Origin of the sequence: Mesorhizobium sp. M8A.F.Ca.ET.202.01.1.1 (assembly GCF_004791595.1) — a bacterium.
In the GTDB taxonomy this organism is placed as follows: domain Bacteria; phylum Pseudomonadota; class Alphaproteobacteria; order Rhizobiales; family Rhizobiaceae; genus Mesorhizobium.
Genome location: NZ_SRUN01000001.1, coordinates 801,748 through 827,051 on the forward strand (window position 1 = coordinate 801,748; position 25,304 = coordinate 827,051).

A 25,304-nucleotide genomic window follows, 5' to 3' on the forward strand; every position below is an offset into this window, starting at 1 on the left:
CGTCGCTCGAAGCAAATTCGCCGCTGGAGGCTCCATGTTTAGCAAGATCCTGATCGCCAATCGGGGCGAGATCGCTTGCCGCGTCATCCGCACCGCCCGCAAGCTCGGCGTGCACACCGTCGCCGTCTATTCGGATGCCGACGCGAGATCCCTGCATGTCGAAATGGCCGACGAGGCGGTCCATATCGGCCCCTCGCCTGTCGGCGAGAGCTATCTGCGCGGCGACAGGATCGTCGCGGCAGCGCTTGCAACGGGTGCCGAAGCGATCCATCCGGGCTATGGCTTCCTCTCGGAAAACCCTGACTTCGTCGATCAGGTCACAGCCGCAGGGCTCACCTTCATTGGCCCATCGGCCGCTTCGATCCGCGCCATGGGGCTCAAGGACGCCGCCAAGCGGCTGATGGAGAAAGCCGGCGTTCCGGTCGTGCCGGGCTATCATGGCGAGGCGCAGGAGATCGTGCTGCTTGCCTCGAAAGCCCGCGAGATCGGCTATCCCGTGCTGATCAAGGCGCGTGCCGGCGGCGGCGGCAAGGGCATGCGGCGCGTCGAGCATCCCGATGATTTTTCCGAGGCGCTGTCCAGCGCCCGGCGCGAAGCCAAGGCCGCCTTCGGCGACGACCGCGTGCTGGTCGAAAAATACGTCGACAAGCCACGGCATATCGAAGTGCAAGTGTTCGGCGACAATTTCGGCAATGCCGTGCATCTCTACGAACGCGACTGCTCGGCGCAACGCCGCCACCAGAAGGTGATCGAGGAGACCCCCGCCCCCGGCATGACGCCGGCCTTGCGCAAGGCGATGACGGAGGCGGCGGTGAAGGCCGCCAAGGCGATCAACTATTCCGGCGCCGGCACCATCGAGTTCATCGTCGACGCCTCGCAAGGCCTCAAGGCCGACCGCTTCTGGTTCATGGAAATGAACACCCGTCTGCAGGTCGAGCATCCGGTCACCGAGATGGTCACCGGCACCGATCTCGTCGAGTGGCAGTTACGCGTCGCCAGCGGCGAAAAACTACCGAAGACACAAAGTGAGATCGCGCTTTGCGGCCATGCCTTCGAGGCGCGCATCTATGCAGAGGACGCGGCCAAGGGGTTTCTGCCGGCGACGGGCACGCTGCACCACCTGAAATTTCCGGGCGTTGCCCCCGAGGGTGCCGCGATGCGCATCGAGACCGGCGTGCGGGCTGGCGATGCCATCTCGCCCTATTACGACCCCATGATCGCGAAGCTGGTCGTCCATTCCGGGGACAGGCAGGCGGCGCTGGAGGCGCTCCGCACCGCGCTCGCGCAAATCGAGATTGCCGGCTCCACCGTCAACGCCGCTTTTCTTGCCGCTCTTGCCGCCGATGCGGATTTTGCGGCGGGCGACGTCGATACCGGCCTGATCGGCAGACACCAGGAGATGCTGACGGCGGTCGCGCCGCCGACCGGCGAAATCATCTCGGCTGCCGCGCTGGCGGCCTCGGGTGCCGGAGCATTGCCGTCGGACGACCCCTGGTCGTCGCTTGCCGGCTATGCGCATTTCCACGGCGTTGCGCGGCGCACGCGGCTGAAGTTCGGCGACGAGGCCATCCTGGCCAAGGTTTCAATGCGGCCGGACGGGCGCTTTCAGGTGGCGCTCGATGCGCCGTATGACAGCACCAATTCGCATGACCTTCGGGCCGTTCCCCGCCTCGCCCGCTGGCCTGGCCACATCACCGTGTTCGAAGGCGCTGTCGCCTATACTTTCACCGTGCCGGATCCCCTGGCCAGGAGCGATGAAGCCGCTGCCGCCTCCGGCAGCCTGCGCGCGCCGATGCCGGGTCTCGTCAAGCTTGTGCGCGTGGCGAAAGGCGACGCCGTGATCAAGGGACAAATTCTGCTGATCCTCGAAGCGATGAAGATGGAGCACACCATCGCCGCCCCGCATGACGGGGTGATCGCCGAGATCGCCGGGGAAGGGTCACAGGTCACCGACGGGGCGGTGCTGGTGGGGTTCATCGAGGACCAGAACGCGTCGACCGCCGCCACCGGCCGATAGCCGGAGCGCATCGCGGACCGCAGACAGAAATGGCCGGGACGAACCCGGCCATTTCCTTGGACTAGCCGATCGTCGGAGCGATTACTGCGCGATCGGCGCGTACTTGCCGTCATGCCACTGGTTGATGTCATAGCTGGCATTTTTGAGGTCGCCCTTCTCGTCGAAGGTGACGTCGCCGACAACGGTGCTGATCGGCGTGCCGTTCTTCAACGCTTCGGCAACCTTGGCCGGATCGTCGCTGCCGGCACGCTTGATGCCTTCGGCGAAAGCCTGGACCACGGCGTAGGAGAACAGCGTGAAGCCTTCCGGCACGAAGCCGCCGGCCTTGATCTTCTCGACGGCCGCCTTGGCTTCCGGCTTTGCCTGCGGATCCGACGGGAACACGAACATGGTGCCCTCGCCGGCCGGGCCGGCAACCTGCCAGAACTCCGGCGAGGCGATCGAGTCCGGCATGATCAGCTGGAACTTCAGGTTCTGTTCGGCCGACTGACGCAGGATCAGGCCAGCCTCAGGATGGTAGCCGCCGAAATAGACGACATCGGCCTTGAGATCCTTCAGCTTGGTGACAAGCGCCGAATAGTCCTTCTCGCCGGGGTTGATGGCGTCATAGTAGACTTCCTTGAGGCCACCGGTATTCATGGTTGCCCTGACGGCGTCAGCCACGCCCTGACCGTAGGCGCTCTTGTCGTGCAGGATGACCACATTCTTGCCGGCATACTTCTTGGCGATCCACGGGCCGATGAAGGCGCCCTGTGCGTCGTCACGCGTATAAAGACGCATGATCGTCGGCCAGCCGGACTTGGCCGCGGCGTCGGTCAGCACCGGGTTCGAAGAGGCCGGACTCATCATCAGCGCACCGGCTTCGGCATAGACGGCCGAGGCCGGAATGCTCGAACCCGAGCAGGCATGACCGTCGATGAACTTGACGCCGTTGGCGATGATGCGGTTGGCGACCGAAACGGCCTGCTTGGGGTCGCACTGGTCGTCCTCGATGTCGAGCTTGATCATCGAGCCGTTGACGCCGCCCGCGGCGTTGATGGCATCGGCCGCGGCCTGTGCGCCCTGCTTGAACTGATCGCCGATGGTCGCGAGCTGTCCGGTCATCGGGCCAACCACCGATACGGTGATGTCGTCGGCGAATGCGACAGGCGCGCTCATCATCAGGCCGAAAATGGCCGCGCTCAAAATACTCATTTTTTTCATGACAATAGAACTCCTCCACTCACGCGCGGCCGCCCCGGCCGCGCTTCTTCCAGAGAGGCGGGACAATTTCATCCTTCACCGGGCCTGTCTAGGCGCATTGGCGCCGCTCGATTGGGCCTGCGCGGTCTCATCCACGCAAAAAGCCACGCCAGCCTTGTTCCGGCTGGTCGTGGCTTTTTGCCTGTCAGGCTGTTTCCCCGGCGCCCCCGCGCTGTGAACCCAACCCACCTTCCCTGTCTTCCTGTTGGCCATGATCTTGCCGAAGCCCCGATTCCACTTTCGGGATCATGGTCCGTCGCGCGGCTTGGGCCTGTCGGCCTGCCGCATTCTTTTTGTTGTTGGCCCGTGGCCTGGCTGTCTGCGCAGCCTTGTCCCTGTTGGCCCGACCGTCTTTTAGCGGTCTTGGCCGGAGCGTCCCCGTCTGGCGGAACTCAGTGCATGGTCATCCATTCGCGGGCTTCGCGCAGCGCCTTGGCGATCTCGACCTTCGACATGGCCGACGAGAGTTCCGAGCGCAGTTCCGCGGCGCGGGCCGAACCCTTGATGGCGGCGATGTTGAACCATTTGTGGGCGGCAACGACATCGGTCTCGCAATCGCGACCGGTCGCATACATCATGCCCAGTTCGAAAAGAATGTCGGCCTGGGCAGTTGCCCCCATGGCGCCGAAGCCTGCTTCAAGCATTTCAAAACGTGCCATTTTAGTCCCCTGTCTGGCTCCCGAGAGCTGCCTCCGTTTGTCTTGTCCGGGGCGCGCTCTTTCGATGCTTTCGAGAATGCCGCGCAGGCTTGAATCCGTCGTTAAATGGCGTGCTTAATTTGAGGAAAACAAAGCTAAAACAAGAGGTAAACACGGAAATTCGTTAAGGATACGAAACCAGCAATTCGGCTGGTTTTCGCCAAATTTGACGAAAATTTTCGGGACCCCGATCAACACTCCGCTAACCACGGGAAACAAACACGACGCGGCGATCGTTTCCGTTTCCGTCCCGACAGAGCGAATTCAGCCGCTTTCAAAACGCCAAAGTCTTCCGTTGCGGCACCGCTTTTGTTTTGACGGAAGCTGGACTAGCTTACGTTTGCGTAAGCGGCAGACCGGCGAGGCGGAGCATCCGGCCGGCTATCCAAACGGAGGAAGACATGTTTCGAAAAGTGAGCCTGGCCCTGGCGGCCACTTTGATGCTGAGCGGCGCGGCATGGGCCGATCCGATCGAGGGCAACTGGAAAACGCAGGCAGGCGACACCGCGGCCATTTCAGGCGGCGATTCATTTTCCATTACGCTCAAGTCCGGTAAATATGCCGGCAAGACCATCGGATCGCTCAAGGCGGCCGGCGACAACAAATATACCGGCAACATCACCGATCCGGCAAACGACAAGACCTATTCCGGCAAGGCGACATTGGCTGGCACCTCGCTCAAGATGAGCGGTTGCGTGCTAGGCGGACTGATCTGCAAGAGCCAGACCTGGCACAAGCTCTGATCGTCCATCTCCTTGCGATCTCAAAACGGGGCCCGGCGGGCCCCGTTTTCGTTTTATCGACGCGCTGACCGTGACCCTCGATGGCCGTTCGGGCCGGCGGCGACCCAGCCAATGTCCCGTCAATCAATTTGAACCGCAGATGAACGCCGGCCTCAGAGCCGGTTCAGAGGCGTCAGGGCATTCTCCTGCGTGTTGAAGCAGACACGGACCCAATGCTTGCTCGCCGCTTCACCATCGTCTGCCTGCTGATGAGCCTGTTTGGGATGTTCTTCGCCATCCTCGTCGCCGAAGCGGCCCGGTCCCCCCGCTCCTGGGAGGAAGCCGCCAGAATGTGCCACCTCGCCTGCCCGACCAACCTTCGCCACTGAAACAGAGAACCAGACCTCGAAAAGAAAAGCACAGACATCATGAACCGCATCGCCGCCAACCTCGCCAAGACCCTCCGGCTCCTGCCGAGGGCGGCGCTTATCCTGGTGCTCCTGGCCGCTCCGGTCCTGGCGGTGCCGATGATGCGCGCCGATGCCGGCTCGACGATCGAGGCGCCGGCGCTCAGAAAGTCCGGCGTCGGGTTCGTGCTGCTGGTCAGCCTGCAGCGGGGTTGAAGAAAAATGGCGCTTTGAGCGCCTTCGGCGGCGAGCCCCCTCCCAACCGCCTCCCCAAGTCTCTATATTGAGTCATGGAAAAGCGAATCTACCCCCAAGCCATCGAATCAGTCGTCATGCCCGAGCCTTTTGGCCGGCAAAGCTTCGACAATGCCGAAAAGGCCGTTACCGCGCTGAAGGTGCTTTACAACCGCAACACCAAGTTCCTTCGCGATTCCTTCGCAGCCCTTGCCGCCGGCGGCGACAGCAGCAAGCGCTACCGGGCCTTCTACCCCGAGATCGGCGTCACCACGAGTTCGTTCACCCAGGTCGACTCGCGCCAGGCCTATGGCCACATGCCGACGCCCGGCCATTTCGCCACCACGGTGACCCAGCCGGACCTGTTCGAGACCTACCTCATCGAGCAGCTTCGGCTGATCATGCGCAATCACGGCGTGTCGGTGACCGTCTCGGAATCGACCACGCCGATTCCCCTGCATTTCGCTTTCCTGGAAGGCACCTATGTGGACGGCGCCGCTGCCGAGCGCATCAAGCGGCCGATCCGCGACCTGTTCGACGTGCCGGATCTCGACGGTACCGACGATCAGATCGCCAACGGCACGTTCGAGGTCGCCTTCGGCGAGCCCCGGCCGCTGGCGCCGTTCACGGCGCAGCGCATCGACTATTCACTGCACCGCATGACGCACTACACCGCAACCAGCCCGCAGCATTTCCAGAACTTCGTGCTGTTCACCAACTATCAGTTCTACATCGACGAGTTCGTCGCCCGCGCCCGCGACCTGATGGAAAAGGGGGGCCACGGCTACACAGAATTTGTCGAACCCGGTAACGTCATCACCCGGGCCGGGCAGAGTGCGCCCAGCGAAGGCGTAGCGCCACAGCGCCTGCCGCAGATGCCGGCCTACCATCTGAAGAAGCCGAACCATGGCGGCATCACCATGGTCAATATCGGCGTGGGTCCTTCCAACGCCAAGACCATCACCGACCATATCGCGGTGCTTCGGCCACATGCCTGGGTGATGCTTGGTCACTGCGCCGGGCTGCGCAACACTCAGGCACTGGGTGATTATGTGCTGGCGCATGCCTATGTGCGCGAGGATCACGTTCTGGACGACGATCTGCCGGTCTGGGTGCCGATCCCGCCATTGGCCGAGATCCAGGTTGCGCTGCAGGAAGCAGTCGCCGAGGTCACTGGCCTGTCTGGCTATGACCTGAAGCGCATCATGCGCACGGGCACCGTCGCCACCATCGACAACCGCAACTGGGAACTGCGCGACCAGCGCGGACCGGTGCAGCGCCTGTCACAGTCGCGCGCGATCGCGCTCGATATGGAATCGGCCACGATCGCCGCCAATGGTTTCCGCTTCCGGGTGCCCTATGGCACGCTGCTGTGCGTTTCCGACAAGCCGCTGCATGGCGAGTTGAAATTGCCTGGGATGGCGACCGAGTTCTACAAACGCCAGGTGGCGCAGCACCTGACCATTGGCATCAGGGCGATGGAGAAGCTGGCCGAGATGCCGATGGAGCGGCTGCATTCGCGCAAGCTCAGGAGCTTTTCGGAGACAGCGTTCCAGTAGGCGGTCGTGCGAAGCCTCGGCGAGGCAATTGGTCGTCTTGCTCAGGCCGTAATTTGGCGGACAAGCAAAATCGAACGGATCGGCAGGCGGCATTCGGCAGACACGACCTCAATGACAACAGGCGCGCGCTTGAACATGACGGCTGGGCTGGTATTCCTGGCGATAACGGTATTGTCGGCCGCTTTGTTGGCCGGGTTTTTCGGCGCGCTGCACCCCGCTTTCGATTCCTTCTCGCATTTCCGCATTCACTTCAGTGTGCTGCTGGCGCTTCTGGCGCTGCCGCTGCTTGCGAGTTCCTACCGGCTGCAGGCGGCCGCGGCACTGCTCTTCGCCATCGCCTGCCTGGCCACGACGGCAAACGCACTGCCCAGGTTGTGGCCGCAGCCAGCAGTTGCCAAGCCCGCCGACCAGATCGTCTACAGCCTGCTGCAGATGAACCTGCGCTTCAACAACCCGACGCCGAAGAAAGTGCTCTCACTGATCGGCCGCACCAATCCTGATGTGATCACCCTCGACGAAGTGTCGGCGATGTGGACGACCGAGCTTGGCTACATCGCCAGCGCCTACCCCTACCGTATCCTCTGCCCCTACCCGAACGGCATGTTCGGCGTGGCGCTGCTGTCGCGCCGGCCGTTTGCCGCCGACACCGCGCCGCGTTGCGAGCCGCGCGGCGCGATGGCGACCGCCACCATCGACTTTGGCGGGAGCGATGTCGATGTCGCCGCGATCCATTTGAGCTGGCCCTGGCCGAAGGAGCAATACTGGCAGATCGGCGAACTGGCGCAGCCACTGGCCGCGCTCGGCGAGACCGCGATCCTGGCCGGCGACTGCAACGCCGTGCCCTGGAGTGCGGCGGTGCGGCGGGTCGCGGCGCTCGGCGGGCTGACACTGATGCCTTCAGCCGGCCCGACCTGGATCCACCGGACACTGCCCGACTTCCTGCGCCGCTATGCGGGCCTGCCGATCGACCAGGTGTTCAGCAAGGGCGGGCTGAAGATCCTGTCATCGACGCGGCTGGAGGATACCGGCTCCGACCATCTGCCGGTGCTGGTCGAATTTACGGTTCGATCGGATCAGAAGCAGCCCGAGGATGGGCACGCCACGGCGCTCGCGGCGAGCGGCTTGTCAGCCAAGTCGCAGGGCTGACTTACACGCGCCGCGCAGCGCAGAAGCGTCGAGATGGCGAATGGATTGCGCGTTCAAGGTTTCCCGATCAAGGCAGCGATCAGATGTTCGACATGGCCGCCATCGCTATGCTCGCGCCGGTCGAAAGCGTTTTGCCTGGCCTCATATTCCGCATAGACGGTCTTGATGCGAAGCCGAGCCTCGCGGCGCGTCTTGTCGCATGATGGGTCGTTGGCAACCCGCAGGCCGGCTATCGACCGTTCCGTAGCGCGCATCATCTTCCTGGCGATGCGCCCATGCGTTTCCTCATGGGCGCGAACACCGGCGAAAAATCTGTTCCACCGCCTTTTCAGCGCCGGCGTCATGGGCGAACCAACGCGAGGGAAGGTGTAGAACAGATTGAGCGTGCCGTTGACCCGCCGCAGCCGGCAGAAGCCGTTGTCCTGCCCCCCGCCGAGATCCCAGTCGACGGTATAGGCAGTTGTGGCGATGGCATGCGTCATGAAGCCATGCTTGGGACCCTTGCTGTCCATCGCCTCGATGAAGGCCGTACCCGAGCTTCCCTTGATGTCGTAGGTCCGAGTCTGGACGATTGCCCTGGTGCCAGCCCAGGCCTCCGGCGCACACAGTGTTCCGATGACGATGAGGCATGTCAGAACTGTCCGGCGCATCGGCCTTCTCCTTGTCCCTGGAGAAGGGAACCACAAGCCGGTGATCGTTTCAACGGTTCTGCTGTGCTGCATGCCCCGCGCAGCCAGCACTCCGCGGCGTTTTTTCTGCCGCCGCGCCCTGGACAGCCCGGCGGCTCAGGGGTCACATGCCCTGGTAGACCGGTCCTTCACCGCCTTGCGGCGGCACCCAGTTGATGTTCTGGTTCGGGTCCTTGATGTCGCAGGTCTTGCAGTGGACGCAGTTCTGCGCGTTGATGACGAAGCGCACGTCCTTGGCCTGCGGATCGGCGGCGGCGTTGCCGTCCTTGTCCACCCACTCATAGACGCCCGCCGGGCAATAGCGCGTGGAAGGTCCGGCGAACACATCGTGCTCCGACCGCTGCTGCAGCGCCATGTCCCCGACGACGAGATGCACCGGCTCGTTTTCCTCGTGATTGGTGTTGGACAGAAACACCGAGGAGAGACGGTCGAAGGTGAGCACGCCATCCGGCTTCGGATAGGCGATCTTCTTGTGCTGGGCGGCAGGCTCGAGCGTCGCATAGTCGGCCTTGCCATGCTTTAGTGTGCCGAAGGGCGAGACGCCGAACAGCGTGTTCAGCCACATGTCGAGGCCGCCGAGGCCGACGCCGATGATGGTGCCGAAACGCGACCAGAGCGGCTTGACGTTGCGCACCTTCTTCAGGTCCTTGCCGATGTCGGTCGCCCGCCAGGCTTCCTCGTAGGCGGAAAGCTCGTCATTGGCACGGCCGGCGCCGATCGCCTCGGCGACATGATCGGCCGCCAGCATCCCAGACAGCACCGCATTGTGGGAGCCCTTGATGCGCGGCACGTTGACGAAGCCCGCCGCGCACCCCATCAGCGCGCCGCCCGGGAACGACAATTTCGGCACCGACTGCCAGCCGCCCTCGGTTATGGCGCGCGCGCCGTAGCCCAGGCGCTTGGCGCCCTCGAACGTGCCTGCGATCGCCGGATGGGTCTTGAAGCGCTGGAATTCCTCGAAGGGCGACAGATAGGGGTTCTTGTAATTGAGGTGGAGGACGAAGCCGACAGCCACCTGGTTGTCCTCCAGATGATAGAGGAACGAACCGCCGCCGGTCTTCATGTCGAGCGGCCAGCCGAAGGAATGCTGCACCAGACCCGGCCGATGGTTCTCCGGCTTGACCTGCCAGAGTTCCTTGAGGCCAATGCCGTATTTGCCCGGCTCGTGGCCATCGGAGAGGTTGTATTTGGCGATCAGCTGCTTGGCGAGCGAACCGCGCGCGCCCTCGCCGATCAGCACATACTTGCCCATCAGCGCCATGCCCGGCGCGAAGCCCGGACCGTGCGTGCCGTCCTTCTCGACGCCCATGTCGCCGGTAACGACGCCGGTGACGGCGCCTTCTTCATTGTAGAGCAGGCCGGCGGCGGCAAAGCCTGGATAGATCTCGACGCCAAGCGCCTCGGCCTTGCCAGCCAGCCAGCGGCAGACGTTGCCCAGCGAGACGATGTAGTTGCCGTGGTTGTTCATCAGCGGCGGCATCAGGATGTTGGGCAGGCGGAACGAGCCGGCGGGGCCGAGCACCAGGAAATGGTCCGCCGTGACCGGCGTCTTGAAGGGATGACCATCCTCCTCGCGCCAGCCGGGCAGCAGCCGGTCGACGCCGATCGGATCGACGACGGCGCCCGACAGGATATGGGCGCCGACTTCGCCGCCCTTTTCCAGCACGACGACGGAAAGCTCGGGATTGACCTGCTTGAGGCGGATGGCCGCGGCAAGGCCGGCAGGGCCGGCGCCGACGATGACCACGTCGAATTCCATGCTCTCGCGTTCGATATCGCTCATCAACCCCTCCGCACTGGCTTGCCGCCATTGGCGCATCTTGCTGGCTCCTGCGCTGCATAGCGCATCAATTGGCGACAGGAAACCGGCGCATACGTGACAATGCGGATTTGGCCAAAAAGTCGCGCACCTTGCCGCAGGATAAGCCGTTTGCGCCTGGAAACACGCCTCGCTCGCGTTTTTGATTGTTCGACGGCTTGCTTATCGGCCATACTTCCCGCCATGCGCATTCCCGGGCCAGGCGGCTTATCTTCGACGCGCTTTCCATCAACGCCCGGCCGGGCCTGCCGGGCGGTTATTTTTGCCCTTCTGGCGTTGGCGCCGGGTCATGCCGTCGCGGATGAAGTGAAAGTGTGGGCGACAGGCGCGTACTCGTTCTCGGACGAGCTTGGCGGCTTCCGCATCACCGGAGCGTCCGGAATCGGAACCAAGGACGATCCGCTGGTCATCACCGAAGAGCTGAATTCGGCGACCCCGGTGACGCTGACCATCCGCACCACAAAGCCGATCCAGACCTTCGGCAAGGCGGGCGAGTTCGCCAACGGCATCATGTATATGCGCATCGACGTGCTCAACAACAGCGGCCAGGCATGGATCGAGTTCCAGTTCGAGCTGCAGGAAATACTGGACCAGCCGAGCGTGTTCGGCGATGGGCTTTCGTTCGACCAGCGCAACAAGACGCCGGACAATATCTGGTCGAGCAATTTCGCCGATTTCGACCGCGACTTCGAACCCTATGACCGGCTGCTGTTCAAAAACGGCAAGGTCGATCCGCTGAAAACCGCCAGCTTCGAATTCCTGATGACGGACTACACGCCGCGGTGGACTTTCTATCTCGTGCAGGATCCGCGCATACCCACTGGCTAGGACGCCTCGCCGAGGTTGCAAATTGACGCCGCCCGGACGATGGTGCGGCCATGACTGCCGCCTCTCCCAACAATCCGGTCGATCTTGCCGATCTGCTCGCCTTCTATGCCAGCGTGGGTGTGGACGAGGCTCTGGAGGATGCGCCGGTAAACCGGTTCGCGGAGGCCGCGCCGAAGCCGGCGGAGCGGATGCCGACGACGACGCCACGCGAAAGCGGCGCACCGGAGCCGCCCGCTGCTCCGCCGCGATTCGATGCGCGCGCCGTGCCGGATGCTCCGGCCCCGCGCCCGCCGACCTCGGCCGTGCCCGACGAGGCGCAGGCTGCGTTGGCGCGCCAATTGGCGACCGCGGCAGTGTCCCTGGACGAGCTGCGCCAGCACATGGCCGCTTTCGAGGGCTGCAATCTCAAGGCCACCGCCAAGAACCTCGTATTCGCCGACGGCAACCCGCAAGCCGCTGTCATGCTGGTCGGTGAGGCCCCCGGCCGTGACGAGGACATTGAAGGCCTGCCCTTCGTCGGCCGCTCGGGCCGCCTGCTCGACCGCATGCTGGCCGCGATCGGTCTTGACCGCAACTCGGCCTACATCGCCAATGTCATTCCCTGGCGGCCACCCGGCAACCGCACGCCGACGCCGCACGAGACGGAAATCTGCCGGCCGTTCATCGAGCGTCAGATCGAGCTGGTCAATCCCAAGGTGCTGATCAATCTCGGCGGTCCGTCGGCCAAGACCTTGCTCAACACTTCGGAAGGAATCCTGCGGCTGCGCGGCAACTGGCGCGTCCACACCACGGCGTCCGGCATTGCCATTCCGGCCATGCCGACATTGCATCCGGCCTATCTCTTGCGGACGCCCGCGCACAAGAAGCTGGCATGGCGGGACTTTCTCGAGGTGAAGGCGAAGCTGCGGGCGCTCGGCTAGCGATGACCTCGCAGGTAATTGAAATGCCTTCAGCGTCGGCCTAGTCATGCGGCCATGACAAGCTCGCAGACCTCCGCCGGCAGTCTCATCCGCGAATGGCGCACGCGCCGCCGCATGAGCCAGCTCGACCTCGCCGTGGAGGCCGAAATTTCGCAGCGGCATCTCTCCTTCGTCGAAAGCGGACGCGCCGCACCCTCGCGCGACATGGTGCTGCATCTGGCCGAGCAGCTGGCGATCCCGCTGCGGCAGCGCAATCAGTTGCTGCTGGCCGCGGGCTTTGCGCCCAGCTTCGGCGAACGGCCGCTCACCGATACGACGCTGGCGCCGGCGATGGCGGCGGTCGAGACCGTACTCAAGGGGCATGAGCCATTTCCGGCGCTGGCGGTGGACCGGCACTGGAACCTGGTTTCGGCGAATGCCGCGATCGCCCCTTTCCTTGCCGATGTCGGCGAGGCTTCGCTGCTGACACCACCGGTCAACGTGCTTCGCCTCAGCCTGCACCCCGGCGGCATCGCGCCACGCATCGTCAACCTGCAGGAATGGCGCACGCACCTGATCGAGCGTCTCAAGCGCCAGAACGATGCCACCGGCGATCCGGTGCTGGTCGAACTGGAGCGCGAACTGCGCGGCTATCCTTCAGGCGTCAAGGGCAGCCGGCCGGCGCCGGTCGAGCCGAATGCGATCGTCCATCCGCTGAGGCTTGCCCATGGCGATCAGGTGCTGTCGTTCATCAGCACCATCACGGTCTTCGGCACACCGCTGGATGTGACCTTGTCGGAACTGGCGATCGAATCCTTTTTCCCGGCCGATGAGCAGACACGGGCGGCGCTGGTACGCCTGGCAAAGGAGCGGTCGGAACGGTCCTGATCACCCCTGCGGCAGGGCCGCCTTGCGGGTGCGGGTGCGTTCCAGACCCAGTTGCCGTTCGCGCCAGATGATGAAGATGCCGGCGGCCACCACGATCGCACCACCGACCAGCGTGCCGGACGAGGTCACGTCACCGAAAACGAGATAGCCAACCACGATCCCAAGGATCATCGAGGTGTATTCGAAAGGCGCCACGACCGAGGCTTCGGCATGGCGATAGGCCGCGGTCATCAAGATCTGGCCGAGGCCGCCACAACAGCCGGCCATGATGAGCAGCGCGGCTTGCGTTGGCGTCAGCGATTGCCAGCCGAAGGGCAGCGTCAGCAGCGAGAGCACGCTCGCCGTCGACGAGAACCACAGCACGATGGTGGCCGTCTTCTCCGTCTGCACGAGATTGCGCACGAGCAGCATGGCGACAGCCGAGATTGCCGCGGCCATCAGCGCGGCCATGACGCCCAGGACCTCCTGGTCGTCGAGCCCTTCATCCGAATTGAGCAACGTCAGCTCCGGCCAGGAAATGATGAGCACGCCAATGAGGCCGATGGCGACGGCGCTCCAGCGATAGACGCGGATCGTCTCGCCAAGGAAGACCGAGGAGAACACCACGACCAGCAGCGGTTGTGCATAGTTCAGGGTGATCGCCTCAGGCAACGGCAGCCTGGTAAGCGCGAAAAAGCCGAGCCCCATGGCACCGACGCCGACGACGCCACGCGTGATGTGGTTGAAGGGACGCTTCGTGGCGAAAGCGGTGGCCAGATGTCCTTTCAATGCCAGGAAGGCGATGATCGGGAAGATGGCGAAGAAGGAACGGAAGAAGACGATCTGCCCCGCTGGCACGTCGCCTGCCGCCTTGATACAGGTTTGCATGCCGACAAAGACCGTCACGGAGACGATCTTCAGCACGATGCCTCTCAGCGTGCCGTGGCCACCCGTCGTCTCTGGTTGCGGCCTCGCTTCTGATGTCACTTTGGCAATGCGTCTCTGCCCGCCGTCGAGGGCACGTTGCGGGTCTCGAAATGGCAGAACGGGACATTGTCGGCGCACCGAACGAAAGCGCCCATCCCGAATTTCGGTGTGACGGCGGTCATGACTGCCTCGCGACGACGAAAGGAAGGCCTGAATTAGGCTCTGGCGCAGTTTTGTCGAGGGTATGTTTCGTGTAAAGAGCGCGGACTTTGAATTTTTTTGGACCAGTCAAACCATGTCCGGTCCCCGGAAAAGACAGGAAAAGCCAGGGAATGCGCACTGACACAGGCCAGGTCTTCAAACTCGAGGACTATCGCCCCAGCGACTACCTCATTCCGGAAACCAACCTTGACTTCCGTCTTTCGCCGCAGGCCACGGTCGTCACCGCGATACTGACCGTCGAGCGCCGCGAGGGCATATCGGAATCGGCTCCGCTGGTGCTCGACGGCGATGGATTGACGCTGAAGCGCGTCGAGATCGACGGCAAGACGGTGAAAGCGGCGGATCTGCTGGCGAGCCCCGACCAGCTGACGCTGCTCAAGCCGCCGGCCGCACGTCGTTTCCAGCTGCTGATCGAAACCGAACTGGCGCCTGCCGGCAATGAAGCTCTTATGGGCCTTTACCGTTCGAACAACGTTTACTGCACGCAGTGCGAGGCGGAGGGTTTTCGCCGCATCACCTACTTCCTCGACCGCCCCGATATCCTGTCCGTCTACACGGTGCGGATCGAGGCGCGGCGCGACGAGGCGCCGCTGCTCCTGTCCAACGGCAATCCGGTCGAGAGCGGCGATCTCGCCGATGGCCGGCACTATGCCAGCTGGCACGACCCCTTCCCCAAGCCGTCCTACCTGTTCGCGCTGGTGGCCGGCAATCTCGGCCAGGTCGCCGACAGTTTCGTGACCTTGTCCGGCCGCAAGGTCGAGCTCGGCATCTATGTCGAGCCCGGCAAGGAGGCGCTCGCCGGCTACGCGATGGACGCGCTGAAGCGGTCGATGCAATGGGACGAGGAGGCGTTTGGCCGCGAGTACGACCTCGACGTCTTCAACATCGTCGCCGTGTCGGACTTCAACATGGGCGCGATGGAGAACAAGGGCCTCAACATCTTCAACGACAAATACGTCCTGGCCGACCAGGAGACGGCGACGGACGCCGATTTCGCCAATATCGAGGCGATCATCGCGCATGAGTACTTCCACAATTGGACAGGCAACAGAATCACTTGCCGCGACTGGTTCCAGCTTTGCCTGAAGGAAGGGCTGACGGTCTTCCGCGATCATGAGTTCTCCGCCGACCAGCGCTCGCGCGCGGTCAAGCGCATCGCCGAAGTGCGCACGCTGCGCGCCCACCAGTTTCCCGAGGACCAGGGACCGCTGGCGCATCCGGTGCGGCCGCGCCGCTACCGCGAGATCAACAATTTCTATACGGCGACGGTCTACGAAAAGGGGTCCGAAGTGGTGCGCATGATCCGCACCATTCTCGGGGCCGAGGCCTTTCGCGCGGGAATGGACCTCTATTTCGAACGCCACGACGGTGAAGCCGCGACCATCGAGGACTTCATCAAGGTGTTCGAGGAGGCGTCCGGCCGCGATCTTTCACAATTTGCGCTCTGGTATCACCAGGCGGGCACGCCCAACCTGACCGTGAGTTCGACGCACAATCCTGCCGCGCGGGAATTCACGCTCGAGATCGAGCAGTCGGTGCCGCCGACACCGTCGGAAAGCCGCAAGCGGCTGATGCATATACCACTCGCCTTTGGGCTGATCGGCGCCGGCGGCAAACCTGTCTGTTATAGCGGCGTCGAGGGCGCGAGCGTCGAGGACGGTGTCATCCATGTCCGCAAGCGCCGTCACATGGTGCGCTTTTCCGGCGTTGCCGAACGACCGGCGGTGTCACTCAACCGCGGCTTTTCGGCACCGGTGACGCTGTCGGTCGAGCAGAAGGCGGCTGACCAGTTCTTCCTCGCTCGCCATGACAACGACGCCTTCTCGCGCTGGCAGGCCTTCAACACCCTGCTCACCGATGCACTGATCGCGGCCTTCCGCCAGACCCTCGGCGGCAAACAGCCGGACTTCGCCTCACAGCTGACCGAGCTTGCCGGCAACATCGCCAGCGACGAGACGCTGGAGCCAGCCTATCGGGCCCTTGCCCTGGCGCTGCCCGGCGACGCCGACATCGCGCGTGACATCGGCAAGAACATCGATCCGGACGCCATCCATTCAGCTCGCCAGGCGCTAGCGCTGGCGATCGCCACGGCTAACGGCGAGATATTTTCCGGCCTCTATGACAGCCTTGCCGACAAGACCGCTTTCAGCCCCGACGCGGCGAGCGCGGGACGACGCGCCTTGCGCAACATTCTGCTGGATTATCTCTCGCTGCTGCCCGGTGGATCGGCATTGGCGGCCGGGCATTTCCAGTCCGCGACCAACATGACCGACCGCGCGGCCGGATTGGCAGTGCTCGCGCATCGTCACCACGGATCGCCGGAGGCGAAAATAGCGCTGGCGGCTTTCGAAAAGACATATGCGTCCGACCCGCTGGTCATGGACAAATGGTTCCAGATCCAGGCCGGCGTGCCGGGGCCGCAGGCTGTCGACACGGTCCGCTCCCTGACCGCTCATCCGGGCTTCTCGATGGGCAATCCGAACCGGGTGCGCTCGCTGATCGGCACATTCTCCAGCGCCAACCAGACCGGCTTTCACCGCGCCGACGGGGAAGGCTACCGTTTCTTCACGCAGACGGTGCTCGAGGTCGAAAAACGCAACCCGCAAGTGGCGGCAAGGCTGGCGACGGCGCTCAGGTCCTGGCGTTCGCTCGAACCGGGCCGGCAGGCCAAGGCCAGGGAAGCGCTGGTTTCGATCGCCAATGCCGGAAACCTCTCGGCGGATCTGCGCGATATCGTCGAGCGCACGTTGGCGTGAATGCAGACTCCGCTGCCTATGGGAGAGTTCTCCTGTGCCCGGCGCCTATCAAACCGACTGATGGGGCTGTGCCTTTGCGGTCAACTCGATTCCAAGGGCCTTCATCACTGCAATCGTGGTTTTTAGTGTCGGATTGCCGTTCTCACTGAACGAGCGATAAAGCTGTTCACGCGAAAGTCCCGTCTGGCTCGCTATTTGGGCCATGCCCTTAGCGCGCGCAACGACACCCAGCGCATGCGCGATATAGCCAGGATCTTCGGAAGCAAACGCTTCCGCCATGAATGCCGCAATCGCCTCATCGGAGGTCAGGCCTTCAGCCGGATCAAAGGTCGTCAGTTTCTCAGCCATCTCATTCGCTCCATTCTTGTGCCAGACGTTTCGCCGTCTTGATGTCCTTCTTCTGGGTGCCTTTGTCACCGCCGCACAGGAGGACGATGATCGTGTTGCCCCGCTTCTGAAAATAGACGCGGTAAGCCGGGGCCATGGTGGATACGCAACTCGCTTATCCCCTCTCCCACAGGCTCAACGTCTCCCGGATGCCCATAAGCAAGACGGTCAAGCCGGGCAAAGATCGCGCCACGAGCGCGCTCATCCTTTAGCCGCATCCACTATTTTCGGAACGTTTCGGTCTGCTTTAGATCGATCATAGGGATTTGTAGTTTATAAACTACATCCCGTCAAGGAAAGCTCAAGGATCGGTCCGCTCTTATCCGACTCGCCTTCTGTCACATAGCCCTCGCCATAGGGTCGCGCTCAAAAGGGCATTGGGTCGATTCAGCATTATTTAAGTCGATTTTTAATCTTTTTTCGCCGGACCACTGGACAAGGCGAATCACCTTTGATTCTTTAATGGCGATTCGGAAGTGCGGTGTTGCCGGGTCACCAGCACATAGAAATGCGGCATACTGGAAATCGGGGAGTGCCATTTATGGCGAAGGCGGACGCGTGGGGCGCGCCCGGTGGGATGGCTTTTGCGCGTCGCGAGACGCGCAGCGACGGCCTTGCCGGGAATACGCGGCTCATCGCCGAACCGGCCTACAAGCGGCTTCTTGCGGCTGAACCGCTGCTGCGCCGGTCGATACCGGCCCTCATCGTCATCTTCCTGCTCGTCATCGCGGCGCTGCGTGTGCTCTCGCTGATGAACGAGCGCGACGATGTCGAGCGCGATGCCAAGGCGATCCTGACGCTGGCCGCCGCGCAGCTCGCCAGTTCGCTCGCCACCACGTCGGACACGCTGCCGGGCGCCACCCAGGACCTGCTGGAGACCACCAGCCGCCAGGGCGCGATGGGCCGCAGCCACGTGTTGGTCGTCACCGACAGTGCCTTCAGGATCACCGCGGTGACGCCGCGTTCGGTGCCCTGGCAAGGCCATTCGCTCGACGGCCTCGTCCAGGGCGGCCAGCCTTTGTTCATGTTCGGCGATCGCGCCGGTGTCATAGAGGTCAACATCGGCGGTCAGGACTGGTACGCGGCGGTCAGCCTGTCCAAGGACAGGAAGGGAGCCGCCGCGGCGCTTGTGCCGCAAGAGGCGGTCTTCGACACTTGGCGCAAGACAGTCTCGCTCAACGTCACCCTGTTCGTGCTGACGGCCGGCGTGCTGATCATCATCCTCTATGCCTATTTCGGACAGGCGGCGCGCGCGCAGGCAGCCGACCGCATCTATCTCGAGGCACATCAGCGTATCGACATGGCGCTGGTGCGCGGCCGCTGCGGCCTTTGGGACTGGGACATGGTGCGTGGCAAGATGTACTGGTCACGCTCGATGTACGACATGCTCGGCTACGAGCCCTGCGAGACGATGCTGTCCTTCGGCGAGGTCGACGAGATCATCCATCCCGAGGACGGCGACCTGTTCGAACTCGCCAACAAGATCGTCGCGCGCGAGATCGATCATATCGACCAGGTGTTCCGGATGCGGCATGCCGATGGCCAATGGGTGTGGATGCGCGCCCGGGCACAGGTCATGGATCCGGAAGCGCCGGAGATCCAGCTGATCGGCATCGCGGTCGACGTCACCGAGCAACGGCATCTGGCGCTGCGCTCCGAAGCGGCCGATCTTCGCCTCAGGACCGCGATCGAGAACATCAATGAATCCTTCGTGCTTTGGGATTCGGCTCAGCACCTGATCATGTGCAATTCCAAATACCAGCAGGACAACGGGCTCTCGGATCGCGACGTAATGCCAGGTGTGACGCGCGCGTCCCTGGAAGAGCGGATGCTGGCCTTTGCTTCGGAACGCCGGCTTGCCAATACCAATGGTCCGCAGGGCGGCGCCACGTTCGAGCGGCAGCTGTCCGACGGCCGCTGGCTTCAGGTCAACGAACTCCGGACCAGGGACGGCGGCATCGTCTCGGTCGGGTCCGACATCACCCAGATCAAGCTGCACCAGGAAAAGCTGGTCGACAGCGAGCGCCGGCTGATGGCGACCATCCATGATCTCAGCCTCGCCCGCCGGGCAGAAGAGGAACGGGCGCGCGAGTTGGTCGACCTCAACCGCAAATACATGAAGGAAACCGAGCGCGCCGAAGCGGCGAACCGGGCCAAATCCGAATTCCTGGCCAACATGTCGCATGAACTGCGCACACCGCTCAATGCCATCATCGGCTTCTCCGAACTGATGGAACAGGGGCTGTTCGGCCCGCTGGGCTCGGAGCGTTACGAAGAGTACGCCACCGATATCAACAGCAGCGGCAAATACCTGCTTGGCGTCATCAACGACATTCTCGACATGTCCAAGATCGAGGCGGGCCAGTTCTCGCTGGACCAGGAGCAGATCGATCTCGGTCCGCTGATCAGCGAGACGGTGCGTGTCGTGTCGCTACAGGCGGCGCAGAAGGCGATCACCGTGGAAACGCGTATCGCCGACGCGCTGACGTTGTTCGCCGATCGCCGGGCGATCAAGCAGATCGTCATCAACCTCCTGTCCAATGCGGTGAAGTTCACCGGCCAGGGCGGCCACATATCGGTCAGGGCCCGCAACACGTCAGGCGCGCTGGTGCTGACGATCGAGGACAATGGCTGCGGTATCCCGAAGGAAGCGCTCGGCAAGCTCGGGCGCCCGTTCGAGCAGGTCCAGAACCAGTTTTCCAAGAACCATGCCGGCTCCGGTCTTGGCCTCGCGATTTCACGCTCACTGGCCGAGTTGCAGGGCGGTGCACTGAAGATCCGTTCCACCGAGAGTGTCGGCACGATCGTGTCGGTGCGCATTCCCGTGAAGAAGGCGCCAACGGCGGTCAAGGCCGCGGCCTGAGCGACAGGCTGCGGCCGACGATGTCGGAGCCCGCATCAACCAATCCTACTGCAGGCCGCCGTCGTTGCCTTCGTGATCCCATTGGCGGTCATGGCCAAAGCGGCCGCGCTTCGGCAGTTCGCCCTTCTCGATCTTGCCGTCATTGTTCTTGTCGAGCACGGCGAAAAGCTTCCTCTCGCGGCCGCTGATGTCATCAGCGGTCAGCGTGCCGTCGCCCTTGCTGTCGTAACGGGCGATGATGCGCCTGGCCATGCGTTCGAAGCGTGCCTTCTCCAGCGCGTCGGCGAGTTGAGCGACAGTCAGTTTGCCGCCATTGTCGGCGACAAGCTTCTTCAGCCGCGCGTCCATGACATTGGAGAACTGATCGAAGGTGATGGTGCCGTCATTGTCCTTCATCGCCTTGTCGAGCCGCATCATGGTGCGCTGACGCATATTTGCGCTGCCGACATTCTCGGCATAGGCGGCGCCGCCGACGGCTCCGGCCAGGGCGATGAAGGCAAGTGCGAGCTTGGTCGTCTTTCTCATGATTTTCTCCTGTTGCATCGTCACCCCCGATGCGGCCGGACGGTCGTTGGTCACGAACCCCCGGCACGAAGCAAAAGGTCGAAATCCTTCCTGACCTTTTGCGACGTCTCCTTGAGATGTGCCTCCAGCACACCGAAATCCGGCAGGTCGGTGACCGCCAGAAGCAGATCCGAAAGCCCCGGCGGAACGTCGTCACGTTCGAAGGGTCCGGTAAGGCACAGCCGCGTCATCTGGGTCAGCGCCAGATAAAGGGCGTAAGCATCGCCAAGGTCCTGCCTGATCGCGGCATTGGCGAAACGGGGCGTCAGGCGAGACAGGATCTCGGCCGTACCGGTGGCGCGCGGTCCGGCCTCGACCTGCCCGGTGATGACAGCCACCTGGGCGATGAATTCGAGATCGATCAGACCGCCCGGGATCAGCTTGATGTCCCACAGGTCGCGGGGCGGCTTTTCCTGCTCGATCATGGCACGCATTTCCGAGGCCTCGGCCCTCGCCTTTGCCGCATCGCGCGACTGGCCAAGCACCGCGGCAACTTCCGCCTCGACCTCACCGCACAAGCCATCATCACCGGCGATGGCACGCGCCCGCGACAGCGCCATGTGTTCCCACGTCCAGGCCTCCTGGCGCTGGTATTTCTTGAAGGCATCGACATGGGTGGCGACCGGTCCCTTGTTGCCGGACGGCCGCAAACGCAGGTCGAGTTCGTAAAGCACCCCCTCCGCCGTCGGCGCCGATACCGCCGATATCAGCCGCTGCGTCATGCGGGAGTAGTAATGCGACGGCGCCAGCGGTTTGTCGCCATCGGAATCCTCGGCGTCCGCATCGTGATCGTAGAGCAGGATGAGATCGACATCCGACCCGGCGGTCAACTCGCGGCTGCCAAGCTTGCCCATGCCGAGCAGCGAGACCACCCCGCCGGCAATCGTGCCGTGGCGCACCGCGAATTCGGACGTCACCGCTTGCAACGCCGCCGCGATTGTCAGGTCCGCCAGATCGGAGAAAGCGCGGCCGGCGCGGACCGGGTCGATGGAGCCCGCGAGCAGCCGCACACCGATCAGGAATTTCTGCTCGGAAGCAAATATGCGCAGCCGGTCGAGCACGTCCTCATAAGCCCTGTCGCCTTCGAGGAAGGCGGAAAGCCGCGCCGAGAGATAGGCGCGGTCGGGGAGCTCGGTCAGCAATGCCGGGTCGAGCAAGCCGTCGAAGACATGCGGCCGACGGGTGATGATCGCCGCCAGCCGGGGCGCCGCGCCCATGATCGTCGCCATCAGCTTGAGCAGTGCGGGGTTCGACTGCAGCAGCGAGAACAGTTGGATGCCGGCCGGCAGACCAGCGAGGAACTCGTCGAAACGGACCAGCGCCTCGTCAGCCCGGCGCGTCTGACCAAAGGCCTTGAGCAGTGCCGGCGTCAGTTCCGTCAGCCGCTCGCGCGCCTCCGCCGACTGGGTGACGCGATAGCGCCCGAAATGCCAGCCGCGGATGACCCGGCAAATGTCGCTTGGCCGCTGAAAGCCGAGACCGTGCAGGGTCTGCAGTGTGTTCGGGTCGTCGACGTCACCGGTGAAGACAAGATTGCCGATGCCGGCCGAAAGCTCGGGCGCCGTTTCGAACAGCGCCGCATAATGGCGCTCGACCTGCTGCAGCGAGGCACGGAACGCCCCGGCAAAAGCGGCCGCGTCGGCAAAGCCCAGCATGCGGGCGATGCGCTCCAGCCCTTCATCGTCTTCCGGCAGCGTGTGCGTCTGCTCGTCGGCCACCATCTGGATGGCGTGTTCGACCCGGCGCAGGAACCAGTACTGGCGGGCGAGCGCGTCACGCGCATCCGATGTGATCCAGCCCCGAGCCGCGAGCTGACCGAGCATGGGCACGGTTTCGCGGCCGCGCAGCTCCGGGAAGCGGCCGCCGGCGATGAGCTGCTGGGTCTGGACGAAGAACTCGATCTCGCGGATGCCGCCGCGCCCAAGCTTGACGTTGTGCCCCTTCACGGCGATCTCGCCGTGACCCTTATGGGCATGAATCTGGCGTTTGATCGAATGGACGTCGGCAATCGCGGCGTAGTCCATGTATTTGCGCCAGATATAGGGCTGGAGTTCCTTGAGAAAGGCATCGCCGGCCGCCAGATCGCCTGCCACCGGGCGCGCCTTGATCATCGCGGCACGCTCCCAGTTCTGGCCGCGCGCCTCGTAGTAGCGCAGCGCGGCTTCAACCGGAATCGCCAGCGGGGTCGAGCCGGGATCGGGACGCAATCTCAGATCGGTGCGGAAGACATAGCCGTGCTCGGTGCGATCCTGCAGGATGCGCACCAGCCGGCGCGTCAGGCGCGAGAACAAATCGGTGGCGTCGAGGGGATCGACCACGGCGGGCGCTTCCGGATCGAAGAACACGACGAGGTCGATATCGGACGAGAAATTCAGCTCATGCGCGCCGAGCTTGCCCATTCCAAGCAGGATCCAGCCCGATTGATGCGACGGGCTGTCGAGGTCTGGCAGTCTGAGTTTGCCCTGGCCATGCGCGTCACGCAGCAGGAAATCGACGGCCGCGCGGGTGCAGGCGTCGGCGAGATCGCTCAAGCGCCTTACTGTCAGCGACGTCTCGGCCTCGCCCGAGAGATCGGCTAGCGCGATCAGGAAATGCGCCTCGGCCTTATGCTGACGCAGCTCCATCATCAGGCCGGATTCCGAGACCGTTTCGGCCAGCGGCGCCTGGTCGATCGCGGCGGTGATCGCTTTCAGGCGGGCCTCGATCGGCAGGTCGAAGAGGCCGTCGAGGATTTGCGGCCGGCGGCGCGCCGTATCGCGCAGGAACGGCGAAAGGTCGAAGACGGCGGCCAGGAAATCCTGCGCCGTCCCCTTGCCGGCCAGGAATTTGGCCGCCCGTGTCAGCCCTTCTTCGCGCGCTGCGTCCGCGATTTCGGCCAGTTCCTGCCGCGCCCGCCCCTCGTCGAGCGGGACAAGCGGGGTTTCCAGGCTCAGCAACCAGTCTGTCTTGCTCCGCTTGGCAACGGCCGCCATCAGTGGTCCTCGCGTGTGGGGAAACTCATGACCACGGATAGTCCCGGATTGCCGGGCAACAGGTCAAGCCGGCCGTAGTGGAATGTCATGACCGCCTTGGCGAGACTGAGGCCAAGGCCGGAACCAGGCTGCGAACGGCTTTTCTCCAGCCGCACGAAGCGCTCCGTCGCCCGGGCGCGATCGGCATCGTCTGGAATGCCCTGGCCGTTGTCGGCGACGGAAAGCCTGATCTCGCCATGCGTGCGTTCGAGCGCCACGCGGACCGCCGGCTTGGACGTGGCATCGGTCGAGTACTTGATCGCATTGTCGACGATGTTGGAGAGCGCCTGGCCGATCAGTTCGCGGTTGCCGTCAACGGCAAAAGCACCGTTCACCTCGGCGTCCAGCGAAACGCCAGCCTCCTCGGCCACCGGCTCGTAGAGCTCGACCACATCGCGCACGGCAGCCGCCAGATCGACGCGGTTGGTGTGCTCGGAAGAATATCCAGCCTCCAGCCGGGAGATCATCAGGATGGCGTTGAAGGTCTTTATCAGCTGGTCGGACTCGGCGATGGTACCCTCCAGCGCCTGCCGATAGTCCGACGTCTTCTGCTTGCCGGAAAGCGTCGCCTCGGCCCGGTTGCGCAGCCGCGTCAGCGGCGTCTTCAAATCATGCGCGATGTTGTCGGAAACCTGTTTCAAGCCTTCATTGAGCGTGGCGATCCTGGCCAGCATGGAATTGAGGTTTTCGGACAACCGATCGAATTCGTCGCCGGTGCCCGTAACCGGCAATCGGCCACTGAGATCGCCGCCCATGATGCGACGGCTGGCCTCCGACACGCTGTCGATGCGCTTCAGCGCGGCGCGGCCGACAAAGAACCAGATTAGCAGTCCGCCGAGCCCCATCATGCCGAGCGCCAGCATCAGCGAGCGGCGGATAACGGCGCGAAAACGCTCCGGTTCGCCGAGATCGCGGCCAACCAGCAGGATCATCTGATTGGGCAGCCGCAGCACCAGCGCGATGGCATTGTGGCCCTTCTCGCCTTCAGCCTGCACCGCGTTGTCGCCAGTTGAAGGAGACGTCGTCTGGTCGGACGCTCCGCTGCGCAAACGATCAAGCTCACCTTCGCCGAAGCGCTTGTAGGAGAACGGCTCGGTCGTCCAGCCCTCGGTATCGATTACACCCGGCTCCAGGGCCTGCACATTGCCGGTCAGGATCTGGCCATTGGTGTCGGCGATCAGATAGAGGTTGGCACCAGGCTGGCGGGAGCGGTTTTCGACCACACGCACCAGCAATGGCAAGCCGCCCTTTTTGTAGGCGCTGGCCAAGCCTATTATCTCATCATTGATTGTGTCCTGCGTCTGCCCGGTCAGCATGCTCGCTGACAGCGACGTCATGTAGAAGACCAGCAGCACGGCGCACAGCGCGAAAAGCAGGAAATAAAGCGCCGAAAGCCGCGCTGCCGTCGTCTTCATGATGGCGGGCACGGAAAGAGCCATGCTGTCGC

The 25,304-nt window shown here is 63.5% G+C and carries 20 protein-coding genes and 1 pseudogene; 11 read left to right on the top strand and 10 right to left on the bottom strand.

Going from position 1 to position 25,304, the window contains the following annotated elements; all coding sequences use genetic code 11:
- Window positions 1-34 precede the first annotated feature (34 nt).
- A complete protein-coding gene (locus EN845_RS04295; protein WP_127871366.1) occupies window positions 35-2,017 on the top strand; it encodes an acetyl/propionyl/methylcrotonyl-CoA carboxylase subunit alpha in 1,983 nt (660 codons plus the stop codon).
- A gap of 81 nt (window positions 2,018-2,098) precedes the next feature.
- Here EN845_RS04295 and EN845_RS04300 read toward each other — a convergent pair whose 3' ends face one another.
- A complete protein-coding gene (locus EN845_RS04300; RefSeq protein ID WP_127281159.1) occupies window positions 2,099-3,220 on the bottom strand; it encodes a branched-chain amino acid ABC transporter substrate-binding protein in 1,122 nt (373 codons plus the stop codon).
- A gap of 431 nt (window positions 3,221-3,651) precedes the next feature.
- Entirely contained in the window at window positions 3,652-3,918 is a 267-nt protein-coding gene (locus EN845_RS04305) for a sel1 repeat family protein (protein ID WP_127871365.1), read from the bottom strand.
- Window positions 3,919-4,358: 440 nt separating this feature from the next.
- Here EN845_RS04305 and EN845_RS04310 point away from each other — a divergent pair, with 440 nt between their 5' ends.
- From EN845_RS04310 to EN845_RS04325, 5 genes are all read left to right on the top strand, one after another.
- Entirely contained in the window at window positions 4,359-4,700 is a 342-nt protein-coding gene (locus tag EN845_RS04310) for a DUF2147 domain-containing protein (RefSeq protein ID WP_127871364.1), read from the top strand.
- Between the two features lie 212 nt (window positions 4,701-4,912).
- Entirely contained in the window at window positions 4,913-5,068 is a 156-nt protein-coding gene (locus EN845_RS35310; RefSeq protein WP_167531191.1) for a hypothetical protein, read from the top strand.
- 39 nt (window positions 5,069-5,107) lie between these two features.
- Window positions 5,108-5,302, top strand: coding sequence for a hypothetical protein (locus EN845_RS04315; protein ID WP_127871363.1), 195 nt, complete (start codon window positions 5,108-5,110; stop codon window positions 5,300-5,302).
- Window positions 5,303-5,418: 116 nt separating this feature from the next.
- The gene (locus EN845_RS04320; protein WP_245511630.1) at window positions 5,419-6,879 is read left to right on the top strand and encodes an AMP nucleosidase; all 1,461 of its coding nucleotides are present in this window, start codon (window positions 5,419-5,421) and stop codon (window positions 6,877-6,879) included.
- Between the two features lie 135 nt (window positions 6,880-7,014).
- Complete coding sequence (locus EN845_RS04325; protein WP_245511634.1) at window positions 7,015-8,025, top strand: endonuclease/exonuclease/phosphatase family protein; 1,011 nt, start codon at window positions 7,015-7,017, stop codon at window positions 8,023-8,025.
- A 53-nt stretch (window positions 8,026-8,078) separates the two neighbouring features.
- Here the strand turns inward: EN845_RS04325 and EN845_RS04330 are convergent, their stop codons facing one another.
- Together EN845_RS04330 and EN845_RS04335 are read right to left on the bottom strand one after the other, a co-directional pair.
- A complete protein-coding gene (locus tag EN845_RS04330; protein WP_127278150.1) occupies window positions 8,079-8,675 on the bottom strand; it encodes a DUF922 domain-containing protein in 597 nt (198 codons plus the stop codon).
- A 142-nt stretch (window positions 8,676-8,817) separates the two neighbouring features.
- Complete coding sequence (locus EN845_RS04335) at window positions 8,818-10,497, bottom strand: electron transfer flavoprotein-ubiquinone oxidoreductase (protein ID WP_127871360.1); 1,680 nt, start codon at window positions 10,495-10,497, stop codon at window positions 8,818-8,820.
- Window positions 10,498-10,716: 219 nt separating this feature from the next.
- On the opposite strand from EN845_RS04335, the gene EN845_RS04340 reads away from it, so the two are divergent.
- The 3 genes from EN845_RS04340 to EN845_RS04350 are packed head-to-tail and all read left to right on the top strand — an operon-like array spanning window position 10,717 to window position 13,148.
- On the top strand, window positions 10,717-11,361 hold the full coding sequence (locus EN845_RS04340; protein ID WP_127871359.1) for a hypothetical protein: 645 nt from the start codon (window positions 10,717-10,719) through the stop codon (window positions 11,359-11,361).
- A gap of 50 nt (window positions 11,362-11,411) precedes the next feature.
- Complete coding sequence (locus EN845_RS04345; RefSeq protein ID WP_127871358.1) at window positions 11,412-12,281, top strand: uracil-DNA glycosylase; 870 nt, start codon at window positions 11,412-11,414, stop codon at window positions 12,279-12,281.
- A gap of 54 nt (window positions 12,282-12,335) precedes the next feature.
- Window positions 12,336-13,148, top strand: a complete 813-nt coding sequence (locus EN845_RS04350; RefSeq protein ID WP_127871357.1) for a helix-turn-helix transcriptional regulator — start codon at window positions 12,336-12,338, stop codon at window positions 13,146-13,148.
- Here EN845_RS04350 and EN845_RS04355 read toward each other — a convergent pair whose 3' ends face one another.
- A complete protein-coding gene (locus EN845_RS04355) occupies window positions 13,149-14,114 on the bottom strand; it encodes a DMT family transporter (protein WP_127871356.1) in 966 nt (321 codons plus the stop codon). It lies immediately after the preceding gene.
- A 272-nt stretch (window positions 14,115-14,386) separates the two neighbouring features.
- Between EN845_RS04355 and pepN the strand changes: the two genes are divergently transcribed.
- Window positions 14,387-17,032: an aminopeptidase N gene (gene pepN / locus EN845_RS04360; protein ID WP_127871355.1), complete on the top strand. Its 2,646-nt coding sequence runs from the start codon at window positions 14,387-14,389 to the stop codon at window positions 17,030-17,032.
- Between the two features lie 48 nt (window positions 17,033-17,080).
- Here the strand turns inward: pepN and EN845_RS04365 are convergent, their stop codons facing one another.
- Together EN845_RS04365 and EN845_RS04370 are read right to left on the bottom strand one after the other, a co-directional pair.
- The gene (locus tag EN845_RS04365) at window positions 17,081-17,380 is read right to left on the bottom strand and encodes an addiction module antidote protein (RefSeq protein WP_127871354.1); all 300 of its coding nucleotides are present in this window, start codon (window positions 17,378-17,380) and stop codon (window positions 17,081-17,083) included.
- Between the two features lies 1 nt (window position 17,381).
- A pseudogene (locus tag EN845_RS04370) lies at window positions 17,382-17,637 on the bottom strand (type II toxin-antitoxin system RelE/ParE family toxin).
- A 323-nt stretch (window positions 17,638-17,960) separates the two neighbouring features.
- Between EN845_RS04370 and EN845_RS04375 the strand changes: the two are divergent.
- Complete coding sequence (locus EN845_RS04375; protein ID WP_127871353.1) at window positions 17,961-20,282, top strand: PAS domain-containing sensor histidine kinase; 2,322 nt, start codon at window positions 17,961-17,963, stop codon at window positions 20,280-20,282.
- Window positions 20,283-20,327: 45 nt separating this feature from the next.
- On the opposite strand, the gene EN845_RS04380 is transcribed toward EN845_RS04375, so the two are convergent.
- The 3 genes from EN845_RS04380 to EN845_RS04390 are packed head-to-tail and all read right to left on the bottom strand — an operon-like array spanning window position 20,328 to window position 25,296.
- Window positions 20,328-20,807 (bottom strand): hypothetical protein, encoded by a 480-nt coding sequence (locus EN845_RS04380; protein WP_127871352.1) that lies wholly within the window; start codon window positions 20,805-20,807, stop codon window positions 20,328-20,330.
- Window positions 20,808-20,857: 50 nt separating this feature from the next.
- On the bottom strand, window positions 20,858-23,818 hold the full coding sequence (locus tag EN845_RS04385; protein ID WP_127871351.1) for a bifunctional [glutamine synthetase] adenylyltransferase/[glutamine synthetase]-adenylyl-L-tyrosine phosphorylase: 2,961 nt from the start codon (window positions 23,816-23,818) through the stop codon (window positions 20,858-20,860).
- The gene (locus tag EN845_RS04390; protein ID WP_127871350.1) at window positions 23,818-25,296 is read right to left on the bottom strand and encodes a HAMP domain-containing sensor histidine kinase; all 1,479 of its coding nucleotides are present in this window, start codon (window positions 25,294-25,296) and stop codon (window positions 23,818-23,820) included. Before EN845_RS04390 ends, EN845_RS04385 begins: the two co-directional genes overlap by 1 nt.
- Window positions 25,297-25,304: the final 8 nt, after the last annotated feature.

Excerpts from the sequence above, each read along its gene's own strand:
- EN845_RS04380 (WP_127871352.1), bottom strand. The coding sequence starts at position 20,807 with ATGAGAAAGACGACCAAGCTCGCACTTGCCTTCATCGCCCTGGCCGGA.
- EN845_RS04330 (WP_127278150.1), bottom strand. The coding sequence starts at position 8,675 with ATGCGCCGGACAGTTCTGACATGCCTCATCGTCATCGGAACACTGTGT.
- EN845_RS04325 (WP_245511634.1), top strand. The coding sequence starts at position 7,015 with ATGACGGCTGGGCTGGTATTCCTGGCGATAACGGTATTGTCGGCCGCT.
- EN845_RS04320 (WP_245511630.1), top strand. The coding sequence starts at position 5,419 with ATGCCCGAGCCTTTTGGCCGGCAAAGCTTCGACAATGCCGAAAAGGCC.
- EN845_RS04345 (WP_127871358.1), top strand. The coding sequence starts at position 11,412 with ATGACTGCCGCCTCTCCCAACAATCCGGTCGATCTTGCCGATCTGCTC.
- EN845_RS04300 (WP_127281159.1), bottom strand. The coding sequence starts at position 3,220 with ATGAAAAAAATGAGTATTTTGAGCGCGGCCATTTTCGGCCTGATGATG.
- EN845_RS35310 (WP_167531191.1), top strand. The coding sequence starts at position 4,913 with ATGCTTGCTCGCCGCTTCACCATCGTCTGCCTGCTGATGAGCCTGTTT.
- EN845_RS04315 (WP_127871363.1), top strand. The coding sequence starts at position 5,108 with ATGAACCGCATCGCCGCCAACCTCGCCAAGACCCTCCGGCTCCTGCCG.
- EN845_RS04305 (WP_127871365.1), bottom strand. The coding sequence starts at position 3,918 with ATGGCACGTTTTGAAATGCTTGAAGCAGGCTTCGGCGCCATGGGGGCA.
- EN845_RS04295 (WP_127871366.1), top strand. The coding sequence starts at position 35 with ATGTTTAGCAAGATCCTGATCGCCAATCGGGGCGAGATCGCTTGCCGC.
- EN845_RS04350 (WP_127871357.1), top strand. The coding sequence starts at position 12,336 with ATGACAAGCTCGCAGACCTCCGCCGGCAGTCTCATCCGCGAATGGCGC.
- EN845_RS04340 (WP_127871359.1), top strand. The coding sequence starts at position 10,717 with ATGCGCATTCCCGGGCCAGGCGGCTTATCTTCGACGCGCTTTCCATCA.
- EN845_RS04385 (WP_127871351.1), bottom strand. The coding sequence starts at position 23,818 with ATGGCGGCCGTTGCCAAGCGGAGCAAGACAGACTGGTTGCTGAGCCTG.
- pepN (WP_127871355.1), top strand. The coding sequence starts at position 14,387 with ATGCGCACTGACACAGGCCAGGTCTTCAAACTCGAGGACTATCGCCCC.
- EN845_RS04365 (WP_127871354.1), bottom strand. The coding sequence starts at position 17,380 with ATGGCTGAGAAACTGACGACCTTTGATCCGGCTGAAGGCCTGACCTCC.
- EN845_RS04375 (WP_127871353.1), top strand. The coding sequence starts at position 17,961 with ATGGCGAAGGCGGACGCGTGGGGCGCGCCCGGTGGGATGGCTTTTGCG.
- EN845_RS04310 (WP_127871364.1), top strand. The coding sequence starts at position 4,359 with ATGTTTCGAAAAGTGAGCCTGGCCCTGGCGGCCACTTTGATGCTGAGC.
- EN845_RS04390 (WP_127871350.1), bottom strand. The coding sequence starts at position 25,296 with ATGGCTCTTTCCGTGCCCGCCATCATGAAGACGACGGCAGCGCGGCTT.
- EN845_RS04335 (WP_127871360.1), bottom strand. The coding sequence starts at position 10,497 with ATGAGCGATATCGAACGCGAGAGCATGGAATTCGACGTGGTCATCGTC.